A 20,918-nucleotide genomic window follows, 5' to 3' on the forward strand; every position below is an offset into this window, starting at 1 on the left:
GGGCGTCATGAAAATATTATTCAGGCTGATCTTATTAGATTTTCGGTTATTGGCCGGAGCAAAGTCTTTCTATATAAAACTGATTCTGTTTCCGGCGCTGATGATTTTTATTTTAGGAACGGTTTTTCACGGTGATTCGAAAGTGAAGCCATTTCAGACCGCGTTTTATAATGCGGATCACGCGGAGAGTTCTTTAGGCGACGTATTAAAAAATGACGTGCTGAAACAAACTGATCTCATCCGGGTAAAAGACATAGGCAGTTACCAAGAAGGGAAACAGCTTGTCGAAAGCGGCAAAGTCTCCGTTTTTGTATACGTGCCGAAAGGCTTTGCAAAAGCGGCAGAACATAATGAGAAAACAAGTATCAAAGTCATCTCGGACCAACAAGGCTCTGTAAACGGAGACATTGTGGAAATGATGGCTGATTCGTTTGTCACCAGAGTAAAAGCGGAGATCAGTGAAGAAAAAGCGGTGCTGAAGAAGTCGGGACATCTGTCAAAGGGAGATGCCAGCAAAATCATCAGCGGCCTTTCGGGTGAACGTGAACAGGCTGTCACCATTCCGAAACAGTCGGCCGGCAATCACGCGGCTCCGATTGATGCGATGCAGTATTATTCAATCGCAATGGTCGTCATGTTCTCCATTATGACCGCGTTTGCGCTCATTCACGGGATAGTGGAAGAGAGACAGCAGCACACGTTATTCAGAATCAAATCAATGCCTGTTTTACGTATCCAGTATGTGGCGGGTAAGCTTTTGGGAATCATGCTTGCCATCCTTATGCAAATGGCTGCCGTCATCATCGCAAGCAGCATCTTGTATCAGGTAAAATGGGGCAATTTGTTTGAAATATTGCTGGTTACGATTGTTTATTCATTTGCGATCGGCAGTATCGTGCTTCTTTGGGGGGTTGCTGCAAAAAACCACGAGACCGTCTCAAGCATGGCGGCTCCCATTTTATACGGATTCAGTTTTTTAGGCGGAAGCTTTATCGCAAAAGACAGCTTGCCTGACAGTTTGAAAATCGTGCAGGAGCTGATACCGAACGGCAAAGCGATCAACAGCTATGTCAGTGTCACGCAGCATGCCGGTCTGAGCGGTATTTCGACGGATTTGGCAGAGCTTGCCGCCATCGGCGCCGTGTTTTTATGTTTGACCATCTGGGTGTTTAAACGGAAGGAGGCTGTTTCATGACGCAGCTGTTATTCATGATCAGACATCAGCTGAAACTGATGCTGCAAAATCGGGCTGCCATCTTTGCGACGATTTCCGCCCCGCTCCTTCTCACATATTTCTTTTCCTTTTCTGCGGAAGGCAGTCAGCAGAAGGAAGTATATGTAGCTGATGAGGATCAGAGCGCCTATTCAGCGCAATTTATGAAAATGATTCAGACAGCCGGCCATATAAAAATCACGAAGGTCACGGAGGACGTATTAAAAACAAAGGTTAATCATCAGGATATTTCCTTCGGATTGCTGATCGGCTCTCATTTTGAAGAAAAATTATTTTCCGGAGATGAATTGAACGTTTCATTTATTCAGAATGAAGAAAAGGGTGATGCTGTTTTGACAGAGCAGCTGATTGCGCAGCAGGCGGGCGCGCTGAAAAAAATAGTCCGCGATGCAAAAGTGATATCCCGCACGCTGCACACCGACGGGAAGCAGGCGGCAGCTGATCTCTTGAAGGATATTCAGGGTCATTCCACCGTCTATGTTGACCGCCATCACGTTTATGAAGGCGGACAGGCAGCCGACAGACTTATCGGATTTTTAGTGATGTTTATCTGGTTCGTTGCAGTCCAAAGCCTGCGATCATTTATAGATGAACAAGAAAATCATACATATGACAGATTGCTGAGCACGCCCGTTTCCTATACGGCATATGCAATCTCTAAGTTTGCGGCGGCGTATCTTTTCGGACTTCTCCATATTATCGTGATCCTCGCTGCCGGAACATTCATGCTGCATATCCGTTTTGCTGATCATGTTTTTGCTGCGGGAGCGGTGCTTGCGGCCTGCTCGTTTGCGCTGACTGCTGTAACGATGGCTGTGATACCGTTCATGAAGAGCCAGAAGCAATTCACGTCGCTTGCTTCCGTTTTTATAGCTGTCACGGGTTTATTGGGAGGGGCTTTCTTCACTTTAGACGCGGCTCCGGAGTACATGCGGATGCTGTCGTTGTTTACTCCTGAAAAATGGGCGATCGGCGCATTTCAAAACAATGGCGGAGGCAGCATGCAGATCGTGCCGCTGAGCCTGTTTCTTGCTGCCGGTGCAGCGTCATTAGTCTTATCACTTTATATGATAAACCGTCATATGAAAAAAAATGGTTAGAAGGGTGGCTGCTTTTTATATGGCAGAAATGATCGGAATCATAGAATTGCTCGCGGGAGCCGCAATGAATGTATGGATCGGGAGGCTCGGAAAAACCTTTTTCGGTAAAGATGACAGAAGTTCGAGAGTCGTGTTAAGAATCTGCGGCATCTTTCTCATGATCAACGGCGTTTCAAGAGCGTTTCATATCTAGTTCACAAAGTGTTCCGGACTCTTTTGTAAAATGTAATCTTTTTCCTTGTAAATCGTGTAAAATAGTATAGGATTCTACGAAAAGAATAAGAGGGGGAAAAAACATGAAAAAGAGACTCGTTATGCTATTCGCGGCAGCCGCCGCTGTTTTGTTGCTTGTGAGCGGGTTGTGGGCTCCATCAGCGTCTGCGGCGCCGGCTCCTGCTTTAACACAAATCCGTATTATCGGTGTGACGTCTGACGGTCAGAGTTACCAATGGGAAAATATCGGGCCGAACCAAATCAGCGCATCAAAACCGATGAAGGGTACAACGGGTTATTTAGCCGTATATTTCCAAGGGTATCCGAACAATAACACGATCCAGGCGTTTAACAACGGAACGAATATTACAAATCTTACGTCAAAAGCTCTGGAAGATGAATATACGAAAAACGGCAATATTGTTACAGGCTATATTAAATATTACAGTGTTCCTCTTTCTTATGTCAGTTCAGGAACGTTCTCTTTCTCCGCAACGGGGCTGAACGGGCCGTACACACCGTTAAGCAGCGGATTTTTCTCCATTCAGGTACAGAGTTAAAACAGCCGCCCGGTGCTTTCATGTATAGTTTTTCTCTCTTTCCGGGAAGCTATTCCTAAAGAAAAGGGAGGGCTTACATGATGGACAGGACACTCGGATATTTGCGCGAGTCGCTTTCGAACCACTTGGAGCATGATGTGTGCCGAGGGATTTATAAAAAGCTTCAGGTGAAGCATTATGAAAATGAGGGCGAGTTTGTGAAAGATCTAAATGATTTGGAAATGGATGCGCTGAATCAGGTGCTTGAAAAGGAAATCAAATATGCTGAGAACGAGCAGGATGAGAAGCGCACGATGGAATTGAATGAAGTATATGAGCTCCTGTTTTAAAAAGCCTCCCGGCGGTCGGGAGGCTTTTATTGTTTCGGAAACAGTTTACAGAATCATCCAACTCTTTGTATAATGGATAGTTGTGAAAAAAACAGACGGAGGAGAAACATGAACGAAATAAAAAAACAGACGGTTCTTGAGTTATCATCGGTTGAAAAAGCTTTGGTTTTTCTGGTGCCGCCATTATTGGGGCTGGTCATCGGATGGTTTCTGCCGGTCATTGCGAAGTGGGCCGTAACATTGGATTGGCTGCCTGTTATCGGGCCGCTGGAAATGATCGCTTCTTTTCACGGATGGAAGGCTGCGGCTGTCATCGCCGTTATCGGCTTAATCGGGGGAATGTGGCTGACGCGGACTGTTTTTAAAGAATGTCTTACGGCGGTCGTGACGGACAGCGAGGTGTCCTTAACCATATATAATGAAGAAAGCGTGTTTTCGAAAGACAGCATTTCCGGTGTGTTTACGGATGAGAAGCATCTTGTCTTATTAGGCACTGAAGGACAGGAGCTTTTTCGGGAGAAGCTTGAGCCGGCGGTTGAAAAAGCGGCTGATGCGTTTCGCGCGCATGGGTATGTCTGGCTGGGGACGGAAGATCCTTTTAAAGAAGAATACAAACGGTGGGTGCCGGACACGCCGGATTTGGAGCCGGGGGCAAATGCTCTTTTAAAAGCGAGAGAAAAGGCGCTGAAAGAGGAGGAAAAGGCTGATGCGAAAGAGCTGAAAGCGGAAATATCCAAACTGGGCATTACTGTGCGGGAGAAAGGATCGCGCCAATATTGGCGGACCTATAAAACGCCGTCTGCATAAAAAAGCTGCCGCCGTTTGATACGGCCGGGCAGCCCGGGAACAGATTATTTCTTCTTGTCATCATAATATTGAACCGGGTACATGGAGCCTTCGGATACCATTTTGTTATCTTCAATATCTTCGGGATGCGGGTTGCCTGCTTTGTTGACGGGGAATGATTCAATATCCTGCTTCCCGGAGAGCGATGTTTTCATATTGCGGATAAAGTTCATCACCTTTTGGCGGTTTGATTTATCTTTGAGCAGGTAGGAAGTCACTCCGACAGTCGACACGGCAAGTCCTGAAATGAGCAGTTTTTGTTTCACGATAAAAACTCCTTTCTATTTCTGGCTTGCAGTAGTTATTCCCGCTTAACGGCTGTTTAAACATCGGAAGGTTAATTTTGGCTTGCCGCTTTAATGCGATAAAGATTGACAAATCTATTTTCAGAATAATATTATAAATATATGATAGCGCTGGAGTCATATTTTAATTGAAAGGTGTTAACTTTATGAATCAATTACATCGCAGAATGGGAACGTTTGCACTCATGATGGTCGGACTTGGGTCGATGATTGGCTCCGGCTGGTTATTCGGGGCGTGGCGGGCGGCTCAGATTGCGGGACCTGCCGCAATTATTTCCTGGATTATCGGTATGATCGTTATTTTGTTTATCGCACTTTCTTACAGTGAATTGGGTTCAATGTTCCCGGAAGCCGGGGGAATGGTAAAATATACTCAATATTCTCACGGATCATTTATTGGATTTATCGCAGGATGGGCAAACTGGATTGCGATTGTTTCCGTTATTCCGGTGGAGGCGGTTGCGTCTGTTCAATATATGAGCTCATGGCCGTGGGAATGGGCAAAATGGACAAGCAATCTCGTTCACAACGGCACTCTTACGGGAGAGGGGCTCGGCTTCGCATCCGTATTACTGATTATTTACTTTTTACTGAATTTTTGGACAGTTAACTTATTTTCAAAAGCGAATTCATTGATTACCATATTTAAAATCATTATTCCGGGGCTGACAATCGGAGCGCTGCTGTTTACCGGTTTTCACGGCGGAAACTTCACATCCGGTTCAAGCATTGCGCCGAACGGCTGGGCAAGCGTGCTGACGGCGGTGGCTACATCGGGTATCGTATTTGCGTTTAACGGGTTTCAAAGCCCGATTAACATGGCCGGAGAAGCAAAAAATCCCGGCAAATCGATTCCGATTGCGGTTGTCGGTTCGCTGCTGGTCGCAACCGTCATTTACGTCCTATTGCAAATCGCATTTATCGGTGCGGTTGAACCTTCCATGATCGTTCACGGCTGGAGTCACCTGAACTTCAACTCTCCATTTGCCGATTTGGCGATCGCATTGAATATCAACTGGCTTGTCATTATTCTTTATGCGGACGCGTTCGTTTCTCCGTCAGGAACGGGTATCACTTATACCGCTACGACGTCACGCATGATTTACGGCATGGAAAAAAATAAATATATGCCGAGCATTTTCGGAAAGCTTCATCCGCTGTACGGCGTGCCGCGCCAAGCGATGATTTTCAATCTGATCGTATCGTTTATCTTTTTGTTTTTATTCAGAGGATGGGGCGTGCTTGCTGAAATCATTTCCGTTGCGACGCTGATTTCTTATATCACGGGTCCCGTGACGGTGATGACGCTGCGGCGGACGGCGGCGGATTTGTACCGGCCTCTCCGTCTGAAAGGCCTCAGCGTGGTTGCACCGCTCGGCTTCGTGTTCGCGTCTCTCGTGCTGTATTGGGCGCGCTGGCCGTTAACAGGGCAGGTGCTGTTTATCATTTTGATCGGCCTTCCGATTTATTTCTACTACCAAGCGAAAGCGAAGTGGAAAGGATTCTGCAGAAACTTTAAAGGCGGCGTCTGGATGGTTGTCTATCTGCTCAGCATGATGGTCATTTCATGGCTCGGAAGTGAAAAATTCGGCGGTCTGAACATCATTCCGTACGGCTGGGATATGGGGCTGATCGCAATCGTTGCCCTTGCCTTCTATGCGTGGGCGCTGAAGAGCGGATTCAAGACTGAGTATTTGAAAGACGCCAAAGCAATCAACGATCAATTAAAAGGCGGACAGGCGGAAGCCGCTGCCGGAAAAGAGTAATGATTGATAAAAACCTTGCGGTAAGTTCCCGCAAGGTTTTTTGATCGGACGAAAAAACATGGGTTCGATACAGACGTGACGATGAATGAGCAAGCCTAACGACAGGACAACCAAGGCCAGTATTCTTTTTTTCTCATGATTTCTCCGCCTTATCAATAACTGTCTTCCATATTAAACAATGAATGTAAAAGATATGTTGGGCAACTATTAATCTTTTATGTGTTTCCTTCTTCTCCATGCTCATCCTTTTTCCTGTACTTCAAGTCAAAGTTTTAGAGACAAAACAAATAATTAACCACAGAGAAAATACAGTACGTAAGTTGTGTTTGCAATAATTGTATAATAAATTAAAATGTGGGAAAGTAAATAGTTAGGGGTAATAAGTATGAAAACGCGAAGATTTTTTGCAACATTAAGCATCGTTACTCCCTTAGTGTTTGGAGGTTTTACGAGTGTTAAGGCTGTGGACTCGTATAATTCAGAAACAGTAAACTACATATTGAAAATGAATCCGAATCTGTCGAAAAAAGAATTAATTGAATCAAGAAGCAAGAAAAGCTAGATAACAATGGGCAAGAATAGCGGATCAAAAATTATAGGATCCAGCTCCAAAGGTAATGTTTACTATACACCTGCATCTACTTTTGGGCTTCCGCATGGACATGTCGGTATGTACTATAAGGGAAATCAAATTGTCGAATCGGTTCCTAAAAAAGGTGTTCGTGCAATAGCTTCCTCGAAACGTAAGGTCGAAAAAAACGCTGTAATTCAAAATGTAAAAGTTTCTAGTTCTAAAAAAATAATTCAGTAAATTGGGGTTACAGCAGGGTTGGGAAGGATAGTTATTCATACAATTTTGCAACAAATAGAAAATCGAGCCATTATGGTGATAAAAACTGTTCAAAACTATTATGGTCAGCTTTTAAGCTAAAGGCTGGTATAGATATGGATAAAGATAAAGGTATGGGCGTCTATCCAAGAGACATCAGAGATTCCGATTATACAAAAACTATTAAAACAATTAGATGAATTATTTTCACTCCCTAAGTTTATTTAGGGAGTCATTATTATTTTAAGGAGTGAGATTATATTTGAACAAAATTAAGTGGTTAATTATAATTGCGGTCATAGTATTAATAGGTATATTTATATGTATCGGAACTTTTAAATATACTAATACAGTTTCTGATGTTAAACAAACTGAAACAGAAAAAGAAAAGAATTTCTTGAATGATAAAATTGCAGCTATATATTATTCAGCTACAATAGATTACCCTAAAGATGGGAGTTATACTGTATATATTGATGAAACAGGAAAAGCAACAGCTGTAAAAGGAGATGCTATTGAAGTTGGAACCATTGCACAAGATGAAAAAAACATAGTTAGACAGGACAAAAAAGAAGTTTATATGATAGGCGGTAACTTTAAAAAATTCCCGATGCAACATCAAGTACATACAAGTTATGGGCAATCATCAGGCCATTTAATAAAAGAAAATATCTTTTATTTTTTGAATAATCAAGGAGTCGGTGAAAACCATTATAATAGTTTAATCAGATGGGGTAACGGCAGTGGATTTCATGAAAAGATTATTCCGGGTTTCTATACAAGTACCGGTAATGACGGTGAATATATTTACGTGATAAATGAAGATTCTTCAATCAAAACACCGACTTTTCAGGGTATTAAAATAGATAAAGATAAAGTTACAGTAGGGAAAGGAACAACAATTCCTATATTAAATGAAGAAAATTGGAGTGTTTATTTACAGATAATAGTTAAAAAAAGCTCAGCCTTTTTTATACTATATAACCAAACGGATAAATCAAACAAAGTACAATTCAAAGTAGCAGAAATTGATTTAAAACATAATAAGTACAAAGGGGCTTTTCCTTTAGGCAGCTATAATATCCCTGAGGAAATTTCTCAACTGGCAATTCCTCTTTCCACTAATAACTTTTTTGTGAAAAATGACACTTTATATCATTTGGCAGCTAATTCAATACTTTATACTTTCGATCTGAAAAGTATGAAGCCGGGAAAAAAAATCCCGTTAAATAGGTCGACAAAATTTGAAAACCAAGCAAAATTCACTTATTTTGACGAGTCTAAAATTTTCTTGTTAGAAATAAGCAAGGGCGGGAAATATGTGATTAATTCTTACTCTTATAAAAACGGAAAAAAATTAAAATCTACTCCTATCAGAGGACTTGAAAAAATTATTAACAATACCCATGTTTCTGAATATGACTTTTTTATGATTAAGAAAAACAAAGAAGTATGGAGTGATTAGATATAAATGGCTAGACAGCTGAGTGAGTATACTTAAGGGGAAATTAAATTCACAAAGGAGAATAATAATGGATGAGCTAGATCTTGCTTTTGGTATTTTACCACTTTCTATTATCGTCTTATCGATTATATTCACTTATATTTTCAAAAAAGTGTATATAATGCCGCTTGTCAGTATAGTTGTTTCAGTCATATTAATGTTCACTGTTTTTAATCTATCCTTCTGGGGATGGGTGGTTGTCTATGGTTTAGTATCACTTGTATTATCGTCTATTACAAATAGTATAAGAAAGAAAATAGATAATAGAAATAAATAATTATATTCCTTTGATTAAAAAGGTATCACAAGTAATTCATCATTACTGTGATACCTTTTTACAATTAAGGTGAATCTCAGCCTTTTAATAACATGCCCCGCCCGCTACATAACCCATGATGGCGTTTGCATTATCAGGCAAAAAAACATGGGTTCGGCATCATCCCCGAACCCATGCTGGCTTTATGATTTGTATTCTTTTTTGACCTTTTGGAATATATCCGCATAGTTGGTAAACACACCGGTTACGCCCCAATTCAGCAGACGGCGCATGTCCGTCTCGCTGTTCACGGTGTAAGGGTGAAGCAGTAGGCCGTGGCTGCGAATGTTTCGGACATTTTGAGCGTTCAGCGCTTTGTAATCCGGTCCGATTCCGACGGCATATGTTTTGATGTCCGTTAAATCTGCGTCAGTCATTGACGTCATCTGTTCCGCTTCAAGCAATTGGACGGCGGGAAGTTTCGGATCGAGCTGTTTGATTTTCAGAAGGCTGTCCCTGCTGAAAGACTGAATGATAACTTGTCCAAGTTTCGCATGCTTTCCTGCCAATTTATATTTTTTCAGTGAAGCGATCAGTTTTTCTTCCATACCCGGATATGTTTCGGGCGCCTTTGTTTCAATATAATAGTTTGCATGTCTGCCGAACCGTTTTAACACGTCATCAAGTGTGGGAACGCGAAGTCCGGCGTATTGCGGTTTTGCTTTTTCCGGATAGGCCTTATTGAACCAAGAACCGGCGTCGAGCTTTTGAATCTCGGCTAATGTATGATCCTTCACCCAGCCTTGTCCGTTTGTGGTGCGGTCCAGCTTTTCATCATGCATGACGATCAGCTTGCCGTCTTTTGTCATTTGTAAATCCAACTCAATATAGTCAGCCTTCATTTTTTGCGCAGTTTCATAAGAAAGGATCGTGTGCTCCGGGACATACCCCGAAGCACCGCGATGGGCAATGGTTAAAATTCTGTCAGGAGACAAGAGGTTTCCTTTTCCCGCCGCCGATACAGGCGTGACGATGAATGACAATAAACCGAATGAAAGCAATACCAAAGCAAACAACTTATGTTTCCGCATGTTTTCTTCCCCCTTAAAAATCAATATCTGTCTCTAGTGTAGAAAATCGTTGTAAATGCTGTACTGCAAAAATATTAATCTTTTATGTTGTTTTCTTACACATGCTCCGCCCGCTTGCCCGTATTCCACGTCATAGCCAAGAAGACGATGGACAGCACGCATGAGGAGATAAGCATGATAAAGCCGCCGTTCCAGTCAAAGCGGTCTACGACATAACCCATGATGGCGTTGGCGAAAGCAGAGCCTCCGATGTAGCCGAAAAACCCGGTTAAGCCGGCTGCCGTTCCCGCCGCTTTTTTAGGCGCAAGGTCAATGGCCTGAAGCCCGATCAGCATGACAGGTCCATAGATTAAGAAGCCGATGCTGATCAGCGCGATATTATCGATGAGCGGATGACCGGCAGGGTTAAGCCAGTAGACCAATACAGCGATAAATACGCCGGCCATGAACAGCACGCCGGCCGGTGCGCGGCGGCTTTTGAAAAATCGGTCGCTGATCCAGCCGCACAAAATCGTTCCCGGAATTCCCGCATATTCATAAAGGAAATAAGACCATCTGGAGTCTTCAGGAGAGAACCCTTTCGCTTCCGTCAAATAAGTCGGCGCCCAGTCAACGACACCGTAACGCACGAAATAAACAAAGACATTGGCAAATGCGATATACCACAGAAATTTATTATTCAGCACGTATTTGAAAAGAATTTCTTTGGTCGTCATCTCTTTTTCCTGGTCTTTGAACGCATGTTTCGGATAGTCATTCCGGTATTCTTCAATCGGCGGAAGCCCGCAGGATTGCGGCGTGTCCCGAACGAGAAGAACAATCACAAATGAAATGACGATGGCGATAATCGCCGGAAAGAAAAATACGCTTTTCCAAGTAACAAACATGGCGATGCCGAGAGTCACGAGCGGGGCGAGAATACCTCCGCCTATGTTATGGGCGACATTCCATATCGACATTTTCGTTCCGCGTTCACTGATGGAAAACCAATGAGCCATCGTCCGTCCGCAAGGCGGCCAGCCCATCCCTTGAAACCATCCGTTAATAAACATAAAAATGAACATAATCGTCACGCTTGACGTGACCCATGGCATGGAAACAAATAAAATGTTTACGACACCTGACAAAAACAGACCTGTCGCAAGGAAATACCTCGGGTTGCAGCGGTCAGACACCATCCCCATAATAAATTTACTGAAGCCGTAAGCGATTGATACGGCCGCAAGCACCAAGCCGAGTTCCCCTTTTGAAAACCCTTGTTCCTGAAAATAAGGAATAGCGAAGGCAAAGTTTTTGCGAAGTAAATAATACCCGGCATACCCGATGAAAATCCCCAAAAATACTTGCAGCCTGAGCCGTTTATAGGCCGCATCCGTCTTTGAATCATCCAATCTCTCAATATGCGGAGCCGGCTTAAACAATTGAAACATCATATCCTCCCCTTTGCTGAACGTCTATCATGATGTATGTATGACTCCTTTCCTTGAAAATGACAAAAAGAACCAGAAATCACCCTTGTGAAAGGGCGGGGTTTCCTGGTTCTCCTCATCTCCATCCAAAAATCATTAACTTGTGTATGATAGCGCTTTCTTAAATTATCACAGTCTGACGTGAATGTAAACGCTTTAAGGAAAGTTTTCATTTTTTTGAATAAATAACCGGAGGGAATATCAGCCGGAGCGCGAAAGATTTGAAGTACTCGATTTTGTACTCAGGCATAAGATGTGTTAGGCCGAACTAAGAAAAGCGAAGGGAGTGCATCTGTTGATTGATGAATTGGATTTTGCGTTCGGTGTTCTGCCGCTTTGTATCATCATCTTGTCAGTCGCCGGAACGTATTTGTTTAAAAACGCGTTCATTATGCCGGCTGCCGCTTTAGCCGTTTGCCTTATATGCACATTTACCGTATTGAATGTCTCGTTTATCGGGTGGGCCGTTGTGTATACGCTTGTCTCTTTCGCGTTATCGCATATTACGATGGTGGTGATCAGCCAAAATAAAAAATAGGATCGGCGGCAGCCGATCCAGCTATCATAAGCAGAGATGCGCTCTCTGCTTTGTTTTATTTATGAATGTGCAGGAATTCCTTGATGACCGCGGTCTGTTCTTCTTTCGGATAGCTTCTGTACAGATGGCTGGTTAAGCGGACGGGGTCACCGAAGAAGTACCGCTCATATTGTGTCTGTCTTGTTCCGAAGGGGCTCATGGTCAAATCCCATGCGAGGCGGAACACTTTTACCCGGTCTTCGGCGTTCAATTCGGCCGCCTGCAAATATTGGTCAAGGTCTCCTCTGATGTCAGAACGGAACGCTTTTTCAGTCGGCAAAGTCACCATTCCGCTTGCCCCGATCAGCTGAATGATTTCCGTGAAGCGCGGGTAGATGTCGGGAAAAATCGCGCTGACCACACGAAGCGGAGTGACACTCGGACGCATATAACCCCATTCATCTGTTTCCGCATCATTCTCCGACTTTTCCAGAAGGGCTTTCATCGTTTCCAGACCGGTGATGATTTCAGCCATCTTAGCCTGAATATGCTGATATTCGCCCACATCTATCGCTTCGACAAGCGTTTGGGCGAGGCCCAGGAGAAACTCCGTCTTTACAATTTGTCTCGTGATAACTTGATGAAATGCGAAGGCGTTAAAAGAACTTTTCATATTAAAATCAAAAGCCGCCTCGTAATTATTATAAAAAAATACGCGTTCCCAAGGGACCAAAACGTGATCAAATACAACGATAGAATCCATTTCTTCATATCTTGAGCTGAGCGGATAATCAAACGATGATTTTCCGAGTACGAAAGATTCCCTGCAGATGAATTTTACTCCCTTTGTATTGGAAGGGATTGAAAAAGCGAACGCTTCATCCGATTCAAAATACATTTTAGGCAGAGAAACCACGAGCACTTCATCCGTCAGGCCGCCTTGTGTGGCTAAAATCCGGGCGCCGTGTATGATGAGGCCTTTTTCATTTTTATCGACGACTTTTGCCGAGATAGGTGTCGGCGATACGTTTACACCCATTTGTGAACGATTCACCTGAGGGGTGATAAACGTGTGCGTAAAAGAAAGATCCTGAGCAGCAGCGCGTTCGTACAGCGCTTGAACATGTTCCGGAAAACAATGATCGCGGTCTTTCAAAAGCGCGGCGGAGGAGGCGAAGCTCATCAGCACGGTATTCATATAATCCGGGCTTCGTCCCATCATTCCGTGCGTGTGTCTGGCCCAATGTTCGAACATGTTTCTTCTTCTTTTTACGTCTTCTTTCGTTTTCGGCTGCAGGTATGAAAGCCCGGCCCGTTCTTTTTTACCGGGAAGACTGTAAGTCATTTGATCTTTCATGTCCGGTTTCGTTTGCAAATCATAAAGAGAGCGCTTCGTTTCCAGAAGGCCCTTAAATGCGGGATGTTCAGAAATCTGTCCCTCGATCTTCTCACCATCAAGCCAAATCTCATTTCCAAGCTGATTTAATCGGTCAATGAACATTTTGCCATTAATGATACCCATCATGTCGCCCTTCTTTCTTTGCAGATCCACTACCTCATTATATTGAAAACGAAATTGGGTGTTCCGGTTATTTCCAAAGGGGAAGAGCCTTTTTTGATAAGGGGGGTGAAGGGATTGCATCATAAAAAAACCCCTTAAGCAGAGGGGTTTTTAACTGATCATGTCTTTGTATCGTTGTTCGAGGACAAAGTCTATCATTCCGGTGATACGGGTGTTTTCAGCGTTCTTTGTAAAGTGAGGAATGGAGTGCAAAGGCCCTTTTTGGTACAGTTTCAGCAGTTTTATTAGATATATTAAGCCCCTGGCGAATAAAAAAAGCAGGAGATACGGAAGCAGGCGGGGAACATGAACATAGCTGACTTGACCTGAGAAAAGTGCAGTCAGAAACATAGCAATAACGCTTCCGATAAAAATCCATTTCATAAAATCAAATAATGAGGAGTCAGGTTTGGAAAACTGATTTTTCAGCTTGAATAACTTCTCAGTTTCTTGTTCTTCAAGACATTTCATCAGTTCTTCATCATTTTTACAAGAGCTAATCTGCTTCATGCTTTCTTCGAGTGTATCATCACTTTGTTTACCGCCCGCTAAAGAAGCCAGTGTACGATATTTCTTTTCCAGATTTGTATTTATCATATTTATAACCCGGAAGGAGTAAGTGTTTCTTCTTAAGCGGCTGTCAGGTAACCGGTCTTTCTTTTCGCGCGAAAAAAACATATAAAACGCGACAATACATCCGATTGTAAACAGTGAAAACACTGCCGGCAACAGATCAGATAAAATGGGAATAGGTATGAGTGTTTTGACTTGAATAAACAAGAATGAAGTGAAGATCAACGCCATCACTATACAGCAAAAAGCAATCTTCATGAGCATTTGAAAAGGAAGAGCCGGAGCAGAGTAATAGTACTTTAAAAGACTGAGCGTATGTACATCCTGTTCAGCTAAAAAGTCCATCATTTCTTGTTCATTCTTACATTTTAACAATCTTTGTGCGGTTTGCTTTGCTGTGTTAAATGCAGATTGATTTTCATTCAATGAGTGAAACCTCCAAAAAAATAATAGGAATAAAACTGCATGAATGAGATATTCATGCAGTTTTTCTTTGATTAGTAGAGATCAGTCATATAAGCGTAAAGAGCTAACAAAAATACGGCAAATTCAGTTACCGTTTCTACAGTTTTATCCCCAGTCGGTTTTTCAACTGTAAGGATTTTAGAGGTAAAATAGAAAGCAGACAGGCCTGCAACAATAACGAGGCCTGAAGGGAGAAGATCCCAGTCCTTCGCTAATTCACTTTCTGCAGCTGAAACCGGTACACCTTTATACGTTTTAATTCTAAACGTAAACATGGTCGTAAGTCCAGTTGTGGACCCATCGGCAACTGGAATGTCAGGTGTATAGATTTTAATTGAAACATCTAATGATTGAGCAGATGGGGTCACTGCCATTTCCAGATAACCGTTTCTTACAGATAGGCTCAGATTGTCTAATAAATTTTGATAAGAACGGATGTCTGAAGCCGTAAGTATTGTTTGTGTATCTCCCAGTAAACCAGTAACATAAGCGCCGGGCTTTCCATTCGTTATTGTCATTGTATTAGCAGACCCCTCACTTGGGATCGTATACAGAATTGAAGTAGACAATAAGATATCTAAAGTTGGAGAGGCTAAAATGGTTTCGGTTGTACCGAATTCGAACATCATATTGGCAAGACCGGATGCATTCTCTAAATCTGGAATTGTTGACAGGATATTGGTTAATGTGTTTAATCTTGCATCATACACAGGATCAGAAGGCGGATGGACGCTGCTTGCACCCGAGTCTTTTCCGGAGTATCCGTCTTTGTCAATGGCGACTTTTCCCGCTCCGCTTCCGATCGTTCCTTCATAAAATTGATCAAAAGCCCAGTTTTTCGGCATCGGGTATCCGAGGTTGCCGCTGAATCCGGTCGACATGTTAGCCGTAAAGCTATATTTGGTCAGACCTGCTTCTGACGTCCGGATACAAATGTTTCTCGGTCCGTATACCCCGATTTCATATTTCGGCGCAGTTGAGAACGCCTGCATTTTCATAAAAGCTGACTTGATTTCTTGAAAGTAAGGGATGATTTTATCTGTGACTTCATAATCATACGCATCGAAATCGACGGCAAAGTAAATGGTCGTTCCTGACGGAAAGCCTAATCTTCGGGCGGCTGATGCAGCGCTGTACGCATCTCTCGTTCCTTGGTCTTTTACAAAATAAGAAGATTCATAGCCGCCGTCCTGATAAATCGGAAACACGCTTAAGCCGGCATTGAAAATCGTGGAAAGTTCTTTTTTCGTTAACGCTTTCGATGTCAGTCCGCTGCTTGTCCGCACATTCCCGGTCAGATATCTTCCCACGATCTTATAGCCATTCTCACGCAAAGTTTTAGCCGTATCTGCCGTCAAAATGGCAGCGGTGTCACAAGCTGAAGCAGCACGGGTTGTGTCGCCTGAGCTTGATAATAAAGCTTTAATCGTCGGCATGTCCGCATAACCAGTCTGCGGCAGGCACATAAACTTTTGGAAAGCTTTCACTGCCGATACAACTCCGACGCCGTATTTCCCGTCGAATTCACCGGGATCAAACGCTTCCCCATTACAGTAAAGCGCGTATTGAACAATCAAAACAAAGCCTGTCCGTGAATCGCCGGGAGTCAAGGTAGGGCATAAGCTGGTCGTTCCGTTCCCGAAAAATCCATTGGCGACGCTTGTGCTCATGCCTTCTTCTTTTTGCAGAGCATAAATGAGAGCCTTGTTTGTACCGCGGGCATATAAGCCGTCACAAGGCATCAAGCCGATGTAGTCATTGTAATCCCGGTTCAGGTTCTGCTGGATTTGGCGGATTCTTTTGTCGCCTCCCTCTACTAACCGAAAAGCGCTCATATCCAGCAAGGCTTTCATAATGAGTGCCGTGACGATGCCGTCTTGCTTAGTGAGCCCGGCCGCTTTTTGAAACTCTTTTACAGCGCTTTCGGTATTTTCATAGAAAACGCCTGAAAATCCGCCGGGGTTAAAACCTTTACACCACAGCGCCCCTTGCAGAATGTAATTCATGTTTGTCGGCTTAGAATCGGGAGCCTGCTTTTTCAACGGTTTAAACAATCTTTGTGTCGTCGGTCCGAAGTTATCGGCAGGTTCTGAAATACCAAGCTCAATTTGAAGCGCCCGTGTCAGACCGTAAATGGTATCCCAGCCCGTTTTTCCATTTTCCGGCACCTTGTTGTACCCGTGTCTGCCTTTGTACGTCTCATTCAGCCATTGTTGTGTTTCCAGGACCATTTCGTCCATTGCAATCCCTCCATTACGTGTAGTGTGCGTTCATTCATAGGTGGCAAACGTATGACAGCTTGTCATGGGTTTATGAGTTTGTTCAAGCAGGGACAGCCCCATCATACAGCCGCAGCACAAACGCCGAAAGAGGCATTGATAGGAAAAGACCTCGCTATGACAATTGATACAAAAACAACAAAATGAATAGCGGTTTAAAGTAACTTTATCACTTAATCAAAAATAACAAGAATCATAAGTAGTAGTCATATAGTCATTTTAAGGACTGTTCACATCTCTTCCTGCGGTCAAAATGGTTAGTTGGACGGATTTATGATTGGCTATATTGTCATTAACATAAATAGGGTAAATAGTTACAGGAAGGAAGGATTTTCTCGATGAAAAGCAAAAAGATTTTTAAGTCGCTCATCATTATTTTTACTCTTTTAATCAGCGGAATTGGTTTTATGGCTTTTTCTTCTCCGCAAAAAGCAGAGGCTAAAGACTGGCTTCATACTTATAAAAGCGGGTATTTCACTAACTATGTGATCAATACATATCACCCTAAATTCACTAAAACGACAAAAAAGTACAGCTTGAGAGCCGTGACTTTTAAATCCAACAGTAAAGGGAAGGGTACGTATAAAATATACGTCCAAAAGCAAGTCAACGGCAAAGGTGCCTGGAAAACAATCAAAACCGCCAATGCAAAGAAAAATGGAACGACTTATTTTGAAACACCTTCGTTAAAAAAAGGGGATTCATACAGATTTAAAATGGTCAATCAGGGTTCGAAAAAACGTGTCAATTATAGTGCAAGATGGATTGTATTCGCTTCATAATGCCGATTTTCCGGTCTATAAAGTTTTAGCTGCTGCAGCTGCGGCAGCTTTTTATTTTCTCCGGAGCTCAACCGCCAGGGAGCCCGCACCTGTCTCTTCGGGCGTACGTTTGTATTCACCGCATCATTCTGGATTATGCGGAAAGGTACATCGCTTCAATGATAAGCCAAATCCCGGGTTCTTTTGATTCGTTTGAAAATGTTCTGATATAAAAAAGGCGTGCCGCGGTGTAAAATGGCTATATTGATAAATATGGAGGTTGAGATGGATCAAGATTATATGACTGAGCTTGTCTCAGTCCAGCTGAAGAAAATCCGGTCGGAGAGAGGCTACACACAGGAGAAAATGGCGGATGTGATCGGCCTTTCTAAAAAGTCGCTGGTGCAGATTGAGAAAGGGCGGGCGCTTGCGGAATGGCCGCACGTTGTGGCGGTTTGCGCGCTTTTCAGATCAAGTGAAACACTGCAATCCGTATTAGGAGATGATCCGCTGGAGGTCATTGAAACGGTTGCTCACCGCACAATTGACAGGCCGAAGGGGAAGACGATGGGCGGCAAGGTGTGGTGGAAAGCCATCGAGAAAAAAGGCGAGTTCCGCTTGCAGCAGCATTTGATTTCCCACCATTACCGCATCCTTGATTCCTATGATGATCTGTGGTTCAGCAGTTTTGAAAAGGCAGAGGCTTTAGAACGGCTTGATGAGCTGTTTTTGGAGGCGGAAGAAGCGAAGCGCTGAGCACCTCCGGTTGATGTATTTTCTGACAAGTGGGAAAATATATATAAATTCCAGCCAAAGGAGAGATTCGAATGAAGCCTGAAGATATCGTCCGAAGCGGCCCGAATCAGTACATATGCAAGGAAGGAATCGCAAAAGAACTTCCGGGGCTGCTGGAGACATTCAGAAAACCCGTTATTGTGGCCGGAATCAAATCCTATCAGGCGTTCTCCGATTACAGCGGCGGTTCTTCCTGGGATGTGATTCAGCATAAAGGATACTGTTCACCTGAGGCGGTGCGTAAGGTCTGTGAGCAGGCGGAAGACGCGGATGTGATCATCGGTATCGGAGGCGGCACGATTTTGGATTTGGCAAAAGCGGCGGCAGACCGGCTTGATATAGAGGCTGTGATGGTTCCTTCCATTGCGGGGACGTGTGCGGCAAGTACGCCGTTAAGTGTCATGTATGATGAGAGCGGCAATTTTATCAGAGTGGATTATCATAAGCGTTCAAGCTATTTGACGCTTGTTGATCCGCTGTTTTTACTTTCCTCTCCCATTGAATATATGAAAAGCGGGATCGGTGATACGCTGGCGAAATGGTATGAGGCTGAGGCGGTCATCAGAAATACGGAGGAGGCGGCGCCGCTGATGGCGCAGGCGGGGCTGAGACAGGCGGAATATATCCGTAATCTGTTATTGCGTTACAGTGAAGCGGCCGTCGGAAGCATGGAGAAAGGCGAGCTGTCCGTGCCGTTCATCCATACGGCGGAAACGATCATTATGCTTGCGGGAACGGTCGGCGGGTATGGCGGCCGTTTGTGCAGGATGGCAGGGGCGCATGCGGTCCACAACGGACTCAGTTTTCTCCAGGAGACACATCAGGTGCTGCATGGCCAGAAGGTTGCTTACGGCATATTGGTGCAGCTCGCGCTCGAGAATCGGAGACCTGAGATTGAGGAGCTGCTTCCGTTTTACCGCCGGCTCGGTTTCCCTGTCAGCCTCTGTGATCTCGGCATCCTTGACAACCATGAGGAAGCCAAGCGCCGTATTGCTTCTCACGCCTGCCGGGCGGAAGAATCGTTATGTTTAATGGGGCAATATCGCGAGAAGGACGTGTCAGCTGCGATTGAATCGCTCGAATCAGCGCAAAAGACAGGATAGAGCTTGTCATCTATCTTGTCTTTATTTTTTGAATATTTCCGTTATAATGAGTGGGGTATAGAAAGGGAGGGGCCAAAGGACATGTATCAGGCGAAGAAGATGTTGTTATTAGGATCAGGCGAGCTGGGGAAAGAAGTCGTCATTGAAGCGCAGCGGCTCGGGGTTGTCACTGTAGCCGTTGACAGCTATGAGCATGCTCCCGCCATGCAGGCCGCGCACAAAAGCTATGTGATTGATATGCTTGATAAAGCGCAGGTCAGAGAAGTCATTGAGAAAGAAAAACCGGACTTGATCGTGCCGGAAGTGGAAGCCATTGCGACGGATGAGCTGCTGCAGCTTGAGGAAGAAGGTTTTCACGTCATTCCGAATGCGCGTGCGGCAAAGCTGACGATGGACCGTGAAGGCATCAGACGGCTTGCGGCAGAGACGCTTCATCTTCCGACTGCCGGCTATGAATTCGCGAATACATATGAAGAATTTAAAGAAGCGGCGGAAACAATCGGCTTTCCGTGCGTGGTAAAGCCGCTGATGAGCTCTTCCGGAAAAGGGCAAAGCGTGTGCCGCTCGGCTTCCGGGCTGAAAAGCTGCTGGGACATGGCGATGGAAGGCGGCCGGGTGAAAAACGGCCGGGTCATCGTTGAGGAATTCATTCCGTTTGAATCAGAAATCACTCTTCTGACAGTGCGCGCGGCGAACGGTACGTCCTTTTGCGCGCCGATCGGACATGAACAAAAAGACGGTGACTATATTGAATCATGGCAGCCTCATCATATGACGGAACAGCAGATTGAAGAGGCGAAACACATTGCGAAAAGCATTACGGACGAGCTCGGCGGATACGGTTTGTTCGGGGTGGAGCTTTTCCTTACTGAAGATAAAGTATATTTCAGCGAGGTGTCTCCCCGTCCGCATGATACGGGACTCGTTACGCTTGTGACGCAAAATTTGTCGGAGTTTGCGCTGCATGTCCGCGCGGTATTGGGATTCCCGATTCCGGAAATCACTCAGCTGTCGCCGGGGGCAAGCCGTCCGCTGAAGGCGCCAAAAGAGCTTGCTGATTATGCGGTTGAAGGTTTGGAGAAGGCTTTGGCGGTAAAAAGCACTCAGGTCCGCGTATTCGGTAAACCCGTCACGAAAGTTGGACGCCGTATGGCGGTTGCGCTTTCTGCAGCCGGGACCGTTGAAGAGGCCAGAGAAAGAGCGGCCGAAGCACTCAGTCATTTATCAATTACATAAAATGATCTTAAAAGGCGTTTTTACCGTAATGGTAAGGCGCCTTTTTTGTTTGGACAGACTATATACTGGAAAACGGGGTTGTGAGATAATGTATGGGCCGCTTTGTATCAGTCAGACTTTTCAACT

The 20,918-nt window shown here is 44.3% G+C and carries 21 protein-coding genes; 15 read left to right on the forward strand and 6 right to left on the reverse strand.

Features of this window, described 5'->3' with window-relative positions:
- The first annotated feature begins 7 nt into the window (after positions 1–7).
- The 6 genes from ACNFN4_RS16620 (at position 8) to ACNFN4_RS16645 (ending at position 4,243) form a co-directional block, all read left to right on the forward strand.
- Entirely contained in the window at positions 8–1,195 is a 1,188-nt protein-coding gene (locus ACNFN4_RS16620) for an ABC transporter permease (RefSeq protein WP_053285456.1), read from the forward strand.
- Positions 1,192–2,334, forward strand: coding sequence for an ABC transporter permease (locus ACNFN4_RS16625; protein WP_249685132.1), 1,143 nt, complete (start codon positions 1,192–1,194; stop codon positions 2,332–2,334). The genes ACNFN4_RS16620 and ACNFN4_RS16625 overlap by 4 nt, the downstream gene beginning before the upstream one ends.
- Positions 2,335–2,353: 19 nt before the next feature.
- Positions 2,354–2,527, forward strand: coding sequence for a hypothetical protein (locus ACNFN4_RS16630; RefSeq protein ID WP_007609118.1), 174 nt, complete (start codon positions 2,354–2,356; stop codon positions 2,525–2,527).
- A 103-nt stretch (positions 2,528–2,630) separates the two neighbouring features.
- Complete coding sequence (locus ACNFN4_RS16635) at positions 2,631–3,107, forward strand: DUF4879 domain-containing protein (RefSeq protein ID WP_007408988.1); 477 nt, start codon at positions 2,631–2,633, stop codon at positions 3,105–3,107.
- 80 nt (positions 3,108–3,187) lie between these two features.
- Positions 3,188–3,436 carry a sigma-G-dependent sporulation-specific acid-soluble spore protein CsgA gene (locus ACNFN4_RS16640; RefSeq protein WP_029974790.1) on the forward strand — a complete coding sequence of 83 codons (249 nt, stop codon included), beginning with the start codon at positions 3,188–3,190 and terminating at the stop codon, positions 3,434–3,436.
- A 108-nt stretch (positions 3,437–3,544) separates the two neighbouring features.
- Positions 3,545–4,243 carry a YqeB family protein gene (locus tag ACNFN4_RS16645; protein WP_053285454.1) on the forward strand — a complete coding sequence of 233 codons (699 nt, stop codon included), beginning with the start codon at positions 3,545–3,547 and terminating at the stop codon, positions 4,241–4,243.
- 44 nt (positions 4,244–4,287) lie between these two features.
- On the opposite strand, the gene ACNFN4_RS16650 is transcribed toward ACNFN4_RS16645, so the two are convergent.
- Complete coding sequence (locus tag ACNFN4_RS16650; RefSeq protein WP_003156732.1) at positions 4,288–4,548, reverse strand: hypothetical protein; 261 nt, start codon at positions 4,546–4,548, stop codon at positions 4,288–4,290.
- 185 nt (positions 4,549–4,733) lie between these two features.
- Here ACNFN4_RS16650 and ACNFN4_RS16655 point away from each other — a divergent pair, with 185 nt between their 5' ends.
- The 3 genes from ACNFN4_RS16655 to ACNFN4_RS16665 all read left to right on the forward strand — a co-directional run bounded on the left by ACNFN4_RS16655 (position 4,734) and on the right by ACNFN4_RS16665 (position 8,963).
- The gene (locus ACNFN4_RS16655) at positions 4,734–6,353 is read left to right on the forward strand and encodes an APC family permease (RefSeq protein ID WP_448200323.1); all 1,620 of its coding nucleotides are present in this window, start codon (positions 4,734–4,736) and stop codon (positions 6,351–6,353) included.
- Between the two features lie 1,091 nt (positions 6,354–7,444).
- Complete coding sequence (locus ACNFN4_RS16660) at positions 7,445–8,647, forward strand: hypothetical protein (RefSeq protein WP_448200324.1); 1,203 nt, start codon at positions 7,445–7,447, stop codon at positions 8,645–8,647.
- 67 nt (positions 8,648–8,714) lie between these two features.
- A complete protein-coding gene (locus tag ACNFN4_RS16665) occupies positions 8,715–8,963 on the forward strand; it encodes a DUF2651 family protein (protein ID WP_014720665.1) in 249 nt (82 codons plus the stop codon).
- A gap of 182 nt (positions 8,964–9,145) precedes the next feature.
- Here ACNFN4_RS16665 and ACNFN4_RS16670 read toward each other — a convergent pair whose 3' ends face one another.
- Both ACNFN4_RS16670 and glpT read right to left on the reverse strand, forming a co-directional pair.
- A complete protein-coding gene (locus ACNFN4_RS16670) occupies positions 9,146–10,033 on the reverse strand; it encodes a glycerophosphodiester phosphodiesterase (RefSeq protein WP_063174902.1) in 888 nt (295 codons plus the stop codon).
- 95 nt (positions 10,034–10,128) lie between these two features.
- Positions 10,129–11,463 carry a glycerol-3-phosphate transporter gene (glpT, locus tag ACNFN4_RS16675; protein WP_003156725.1) on the reverse strand — a complete coding sequence of 445 codons (1,335 nt, stop codon included), beginning with the start codon at positions 11,461–11,463 and terminating at the stop codon, positions 10,129–10,131.
- A gap of 334 nt (positions 11,464–11,797) precedes the next feature.
- On the opposite strand from glpT, the gene ACNFN4_RS16680 reads away from it, so the two are divergent.
- Positions 11,798–12,040 carry a DUF2651 family protein gene (locus ACNFN4_RS16680; protein WP_109566659.1) on the forward strand — a complete coding sequence of 81 codons (243 nt, stop codon included), beginning with the start codon at positions 11,798–11,800 and terminating at the stop codon, positions 12,038–12,040.
- 55 nt (positions 12,041–12,095) lie between these two features.
- Here the strand turns inward: ACNFN4_RS16680 and hpaB are convergent, their stop codons facing one another.
- The 3 genes from hpaB to ACNFN4_RS16695 all read right to left on the reverse strand — a co-directional run bounded on the left by hpaB (position 12,096) and on the right by ACNFN4_RS16695 (position 16,858).
- Positions 12,096–13,541, reverse strand: a complete 1,446-nt coding sequence (hpaB, locus tag ACNFN4_RS16685) for a 4-hydroxyphenylacetate 3-monooxygenase, oxygenase component (protein WP_025284162.1) — start codon at positions 13,539–13,541, stop codon at positions 12,096–12,098.
- A 150-nt stretch (positions 13,542–13,691) separates the two neighbouring features.
- On the reverse strand, positions 13,692–14,579 hold the full coding sequence (locus ACNFN4_RS16690) for a hypothetical protein (protein WP_448200325.1): 888 nt from the start codon (positions 14,577–14,579) through the stop codon (positions 13,692–13,694).
- Between the two features lie 71 nt (positions 14,580–14,650).
- Positions 14,651–16,858, reverse strand: a complete 2,208-nt coding sequence (locus ACNFN4_RS16695) for a glycoside hydrolase domain-containing protein (protein ID WP_072177562.1) — start codon at positions 16,856–16,858, stop codon at positions 14,651–14,653.
- Positions 16,859–16,909: 51 nt separating this feature from the next.
- Between ACNFN4_RS16695 and ACNFN4_RS16700 the strand changes: the two genes are divergently transcribed.
- The 5 genes from ACNFN4_RS16700 (at position 16,910) to purT (ending at position 20,792) form a co-directional block, all read left to right on the forward strand.
- Positions 16,910–17,044, forward strand: coding sequence for a hypothetical protein (locus ACNFN4_RS16700; protein ID WP_021495310.1), 135 nt, complete (start codon positions 16,910–16,912; stop codon positions 17,042–17,044).
- Between the two features lie 191 nt (positions 17,045–17,235).
- On the forward strand, positions 17,236–17,679 hold the full coding sequence (locus tag ACNFN4_RS16705; protein ID WP_061861119.1) for a Ser-Thr-rich GPI-anchored membrane family protein: 444 nt from the start codon (positions 17,236–17,238) through the stop codon (positions 17,677–17,679).
- Between the two features lie 264 nt (positions 17,680–17,943).
- Entirely contained in the window at positions 17,944–18,414 is a 471-nt protein-coding gene (locus ACNFN4_RS16710) for a helix-turn-helix transcriptional regulator (protein WP_003156718.1), read from the forward strand.
- Between the two features lie 71 nt (positions 18,415–18,485).
- Entirely contained in the window at positions 18,486–19,556 is a 1,071-nt protein-coding gene (locus ACNFN4_RS16715) for an iron-containing alcohol dehydrogenase family protein (protein ID WP_160216704.1), read from the forward strand.
- 81 nt (positions 19,557–19,637) lie between these two features.
- The gene (gene purT / locus ACNFN4_RS16720) at positions 19,638–20,792 is read left to right on the forward strand and encodes a phosphoribosylglycinamide formyltransferase 2 (protein WP_053285450.1); all 1,155 of its coding nucleotides are present in this window, start codon (positions 19,638–19,640) and stop codon (positions 20,790–20,792) included.
- Positions 20,793–20,918: the final 126 nt, after the last annotated feature.

This window comes from Bacillus sp. N1(2025) (assembly GCF_053470005.1).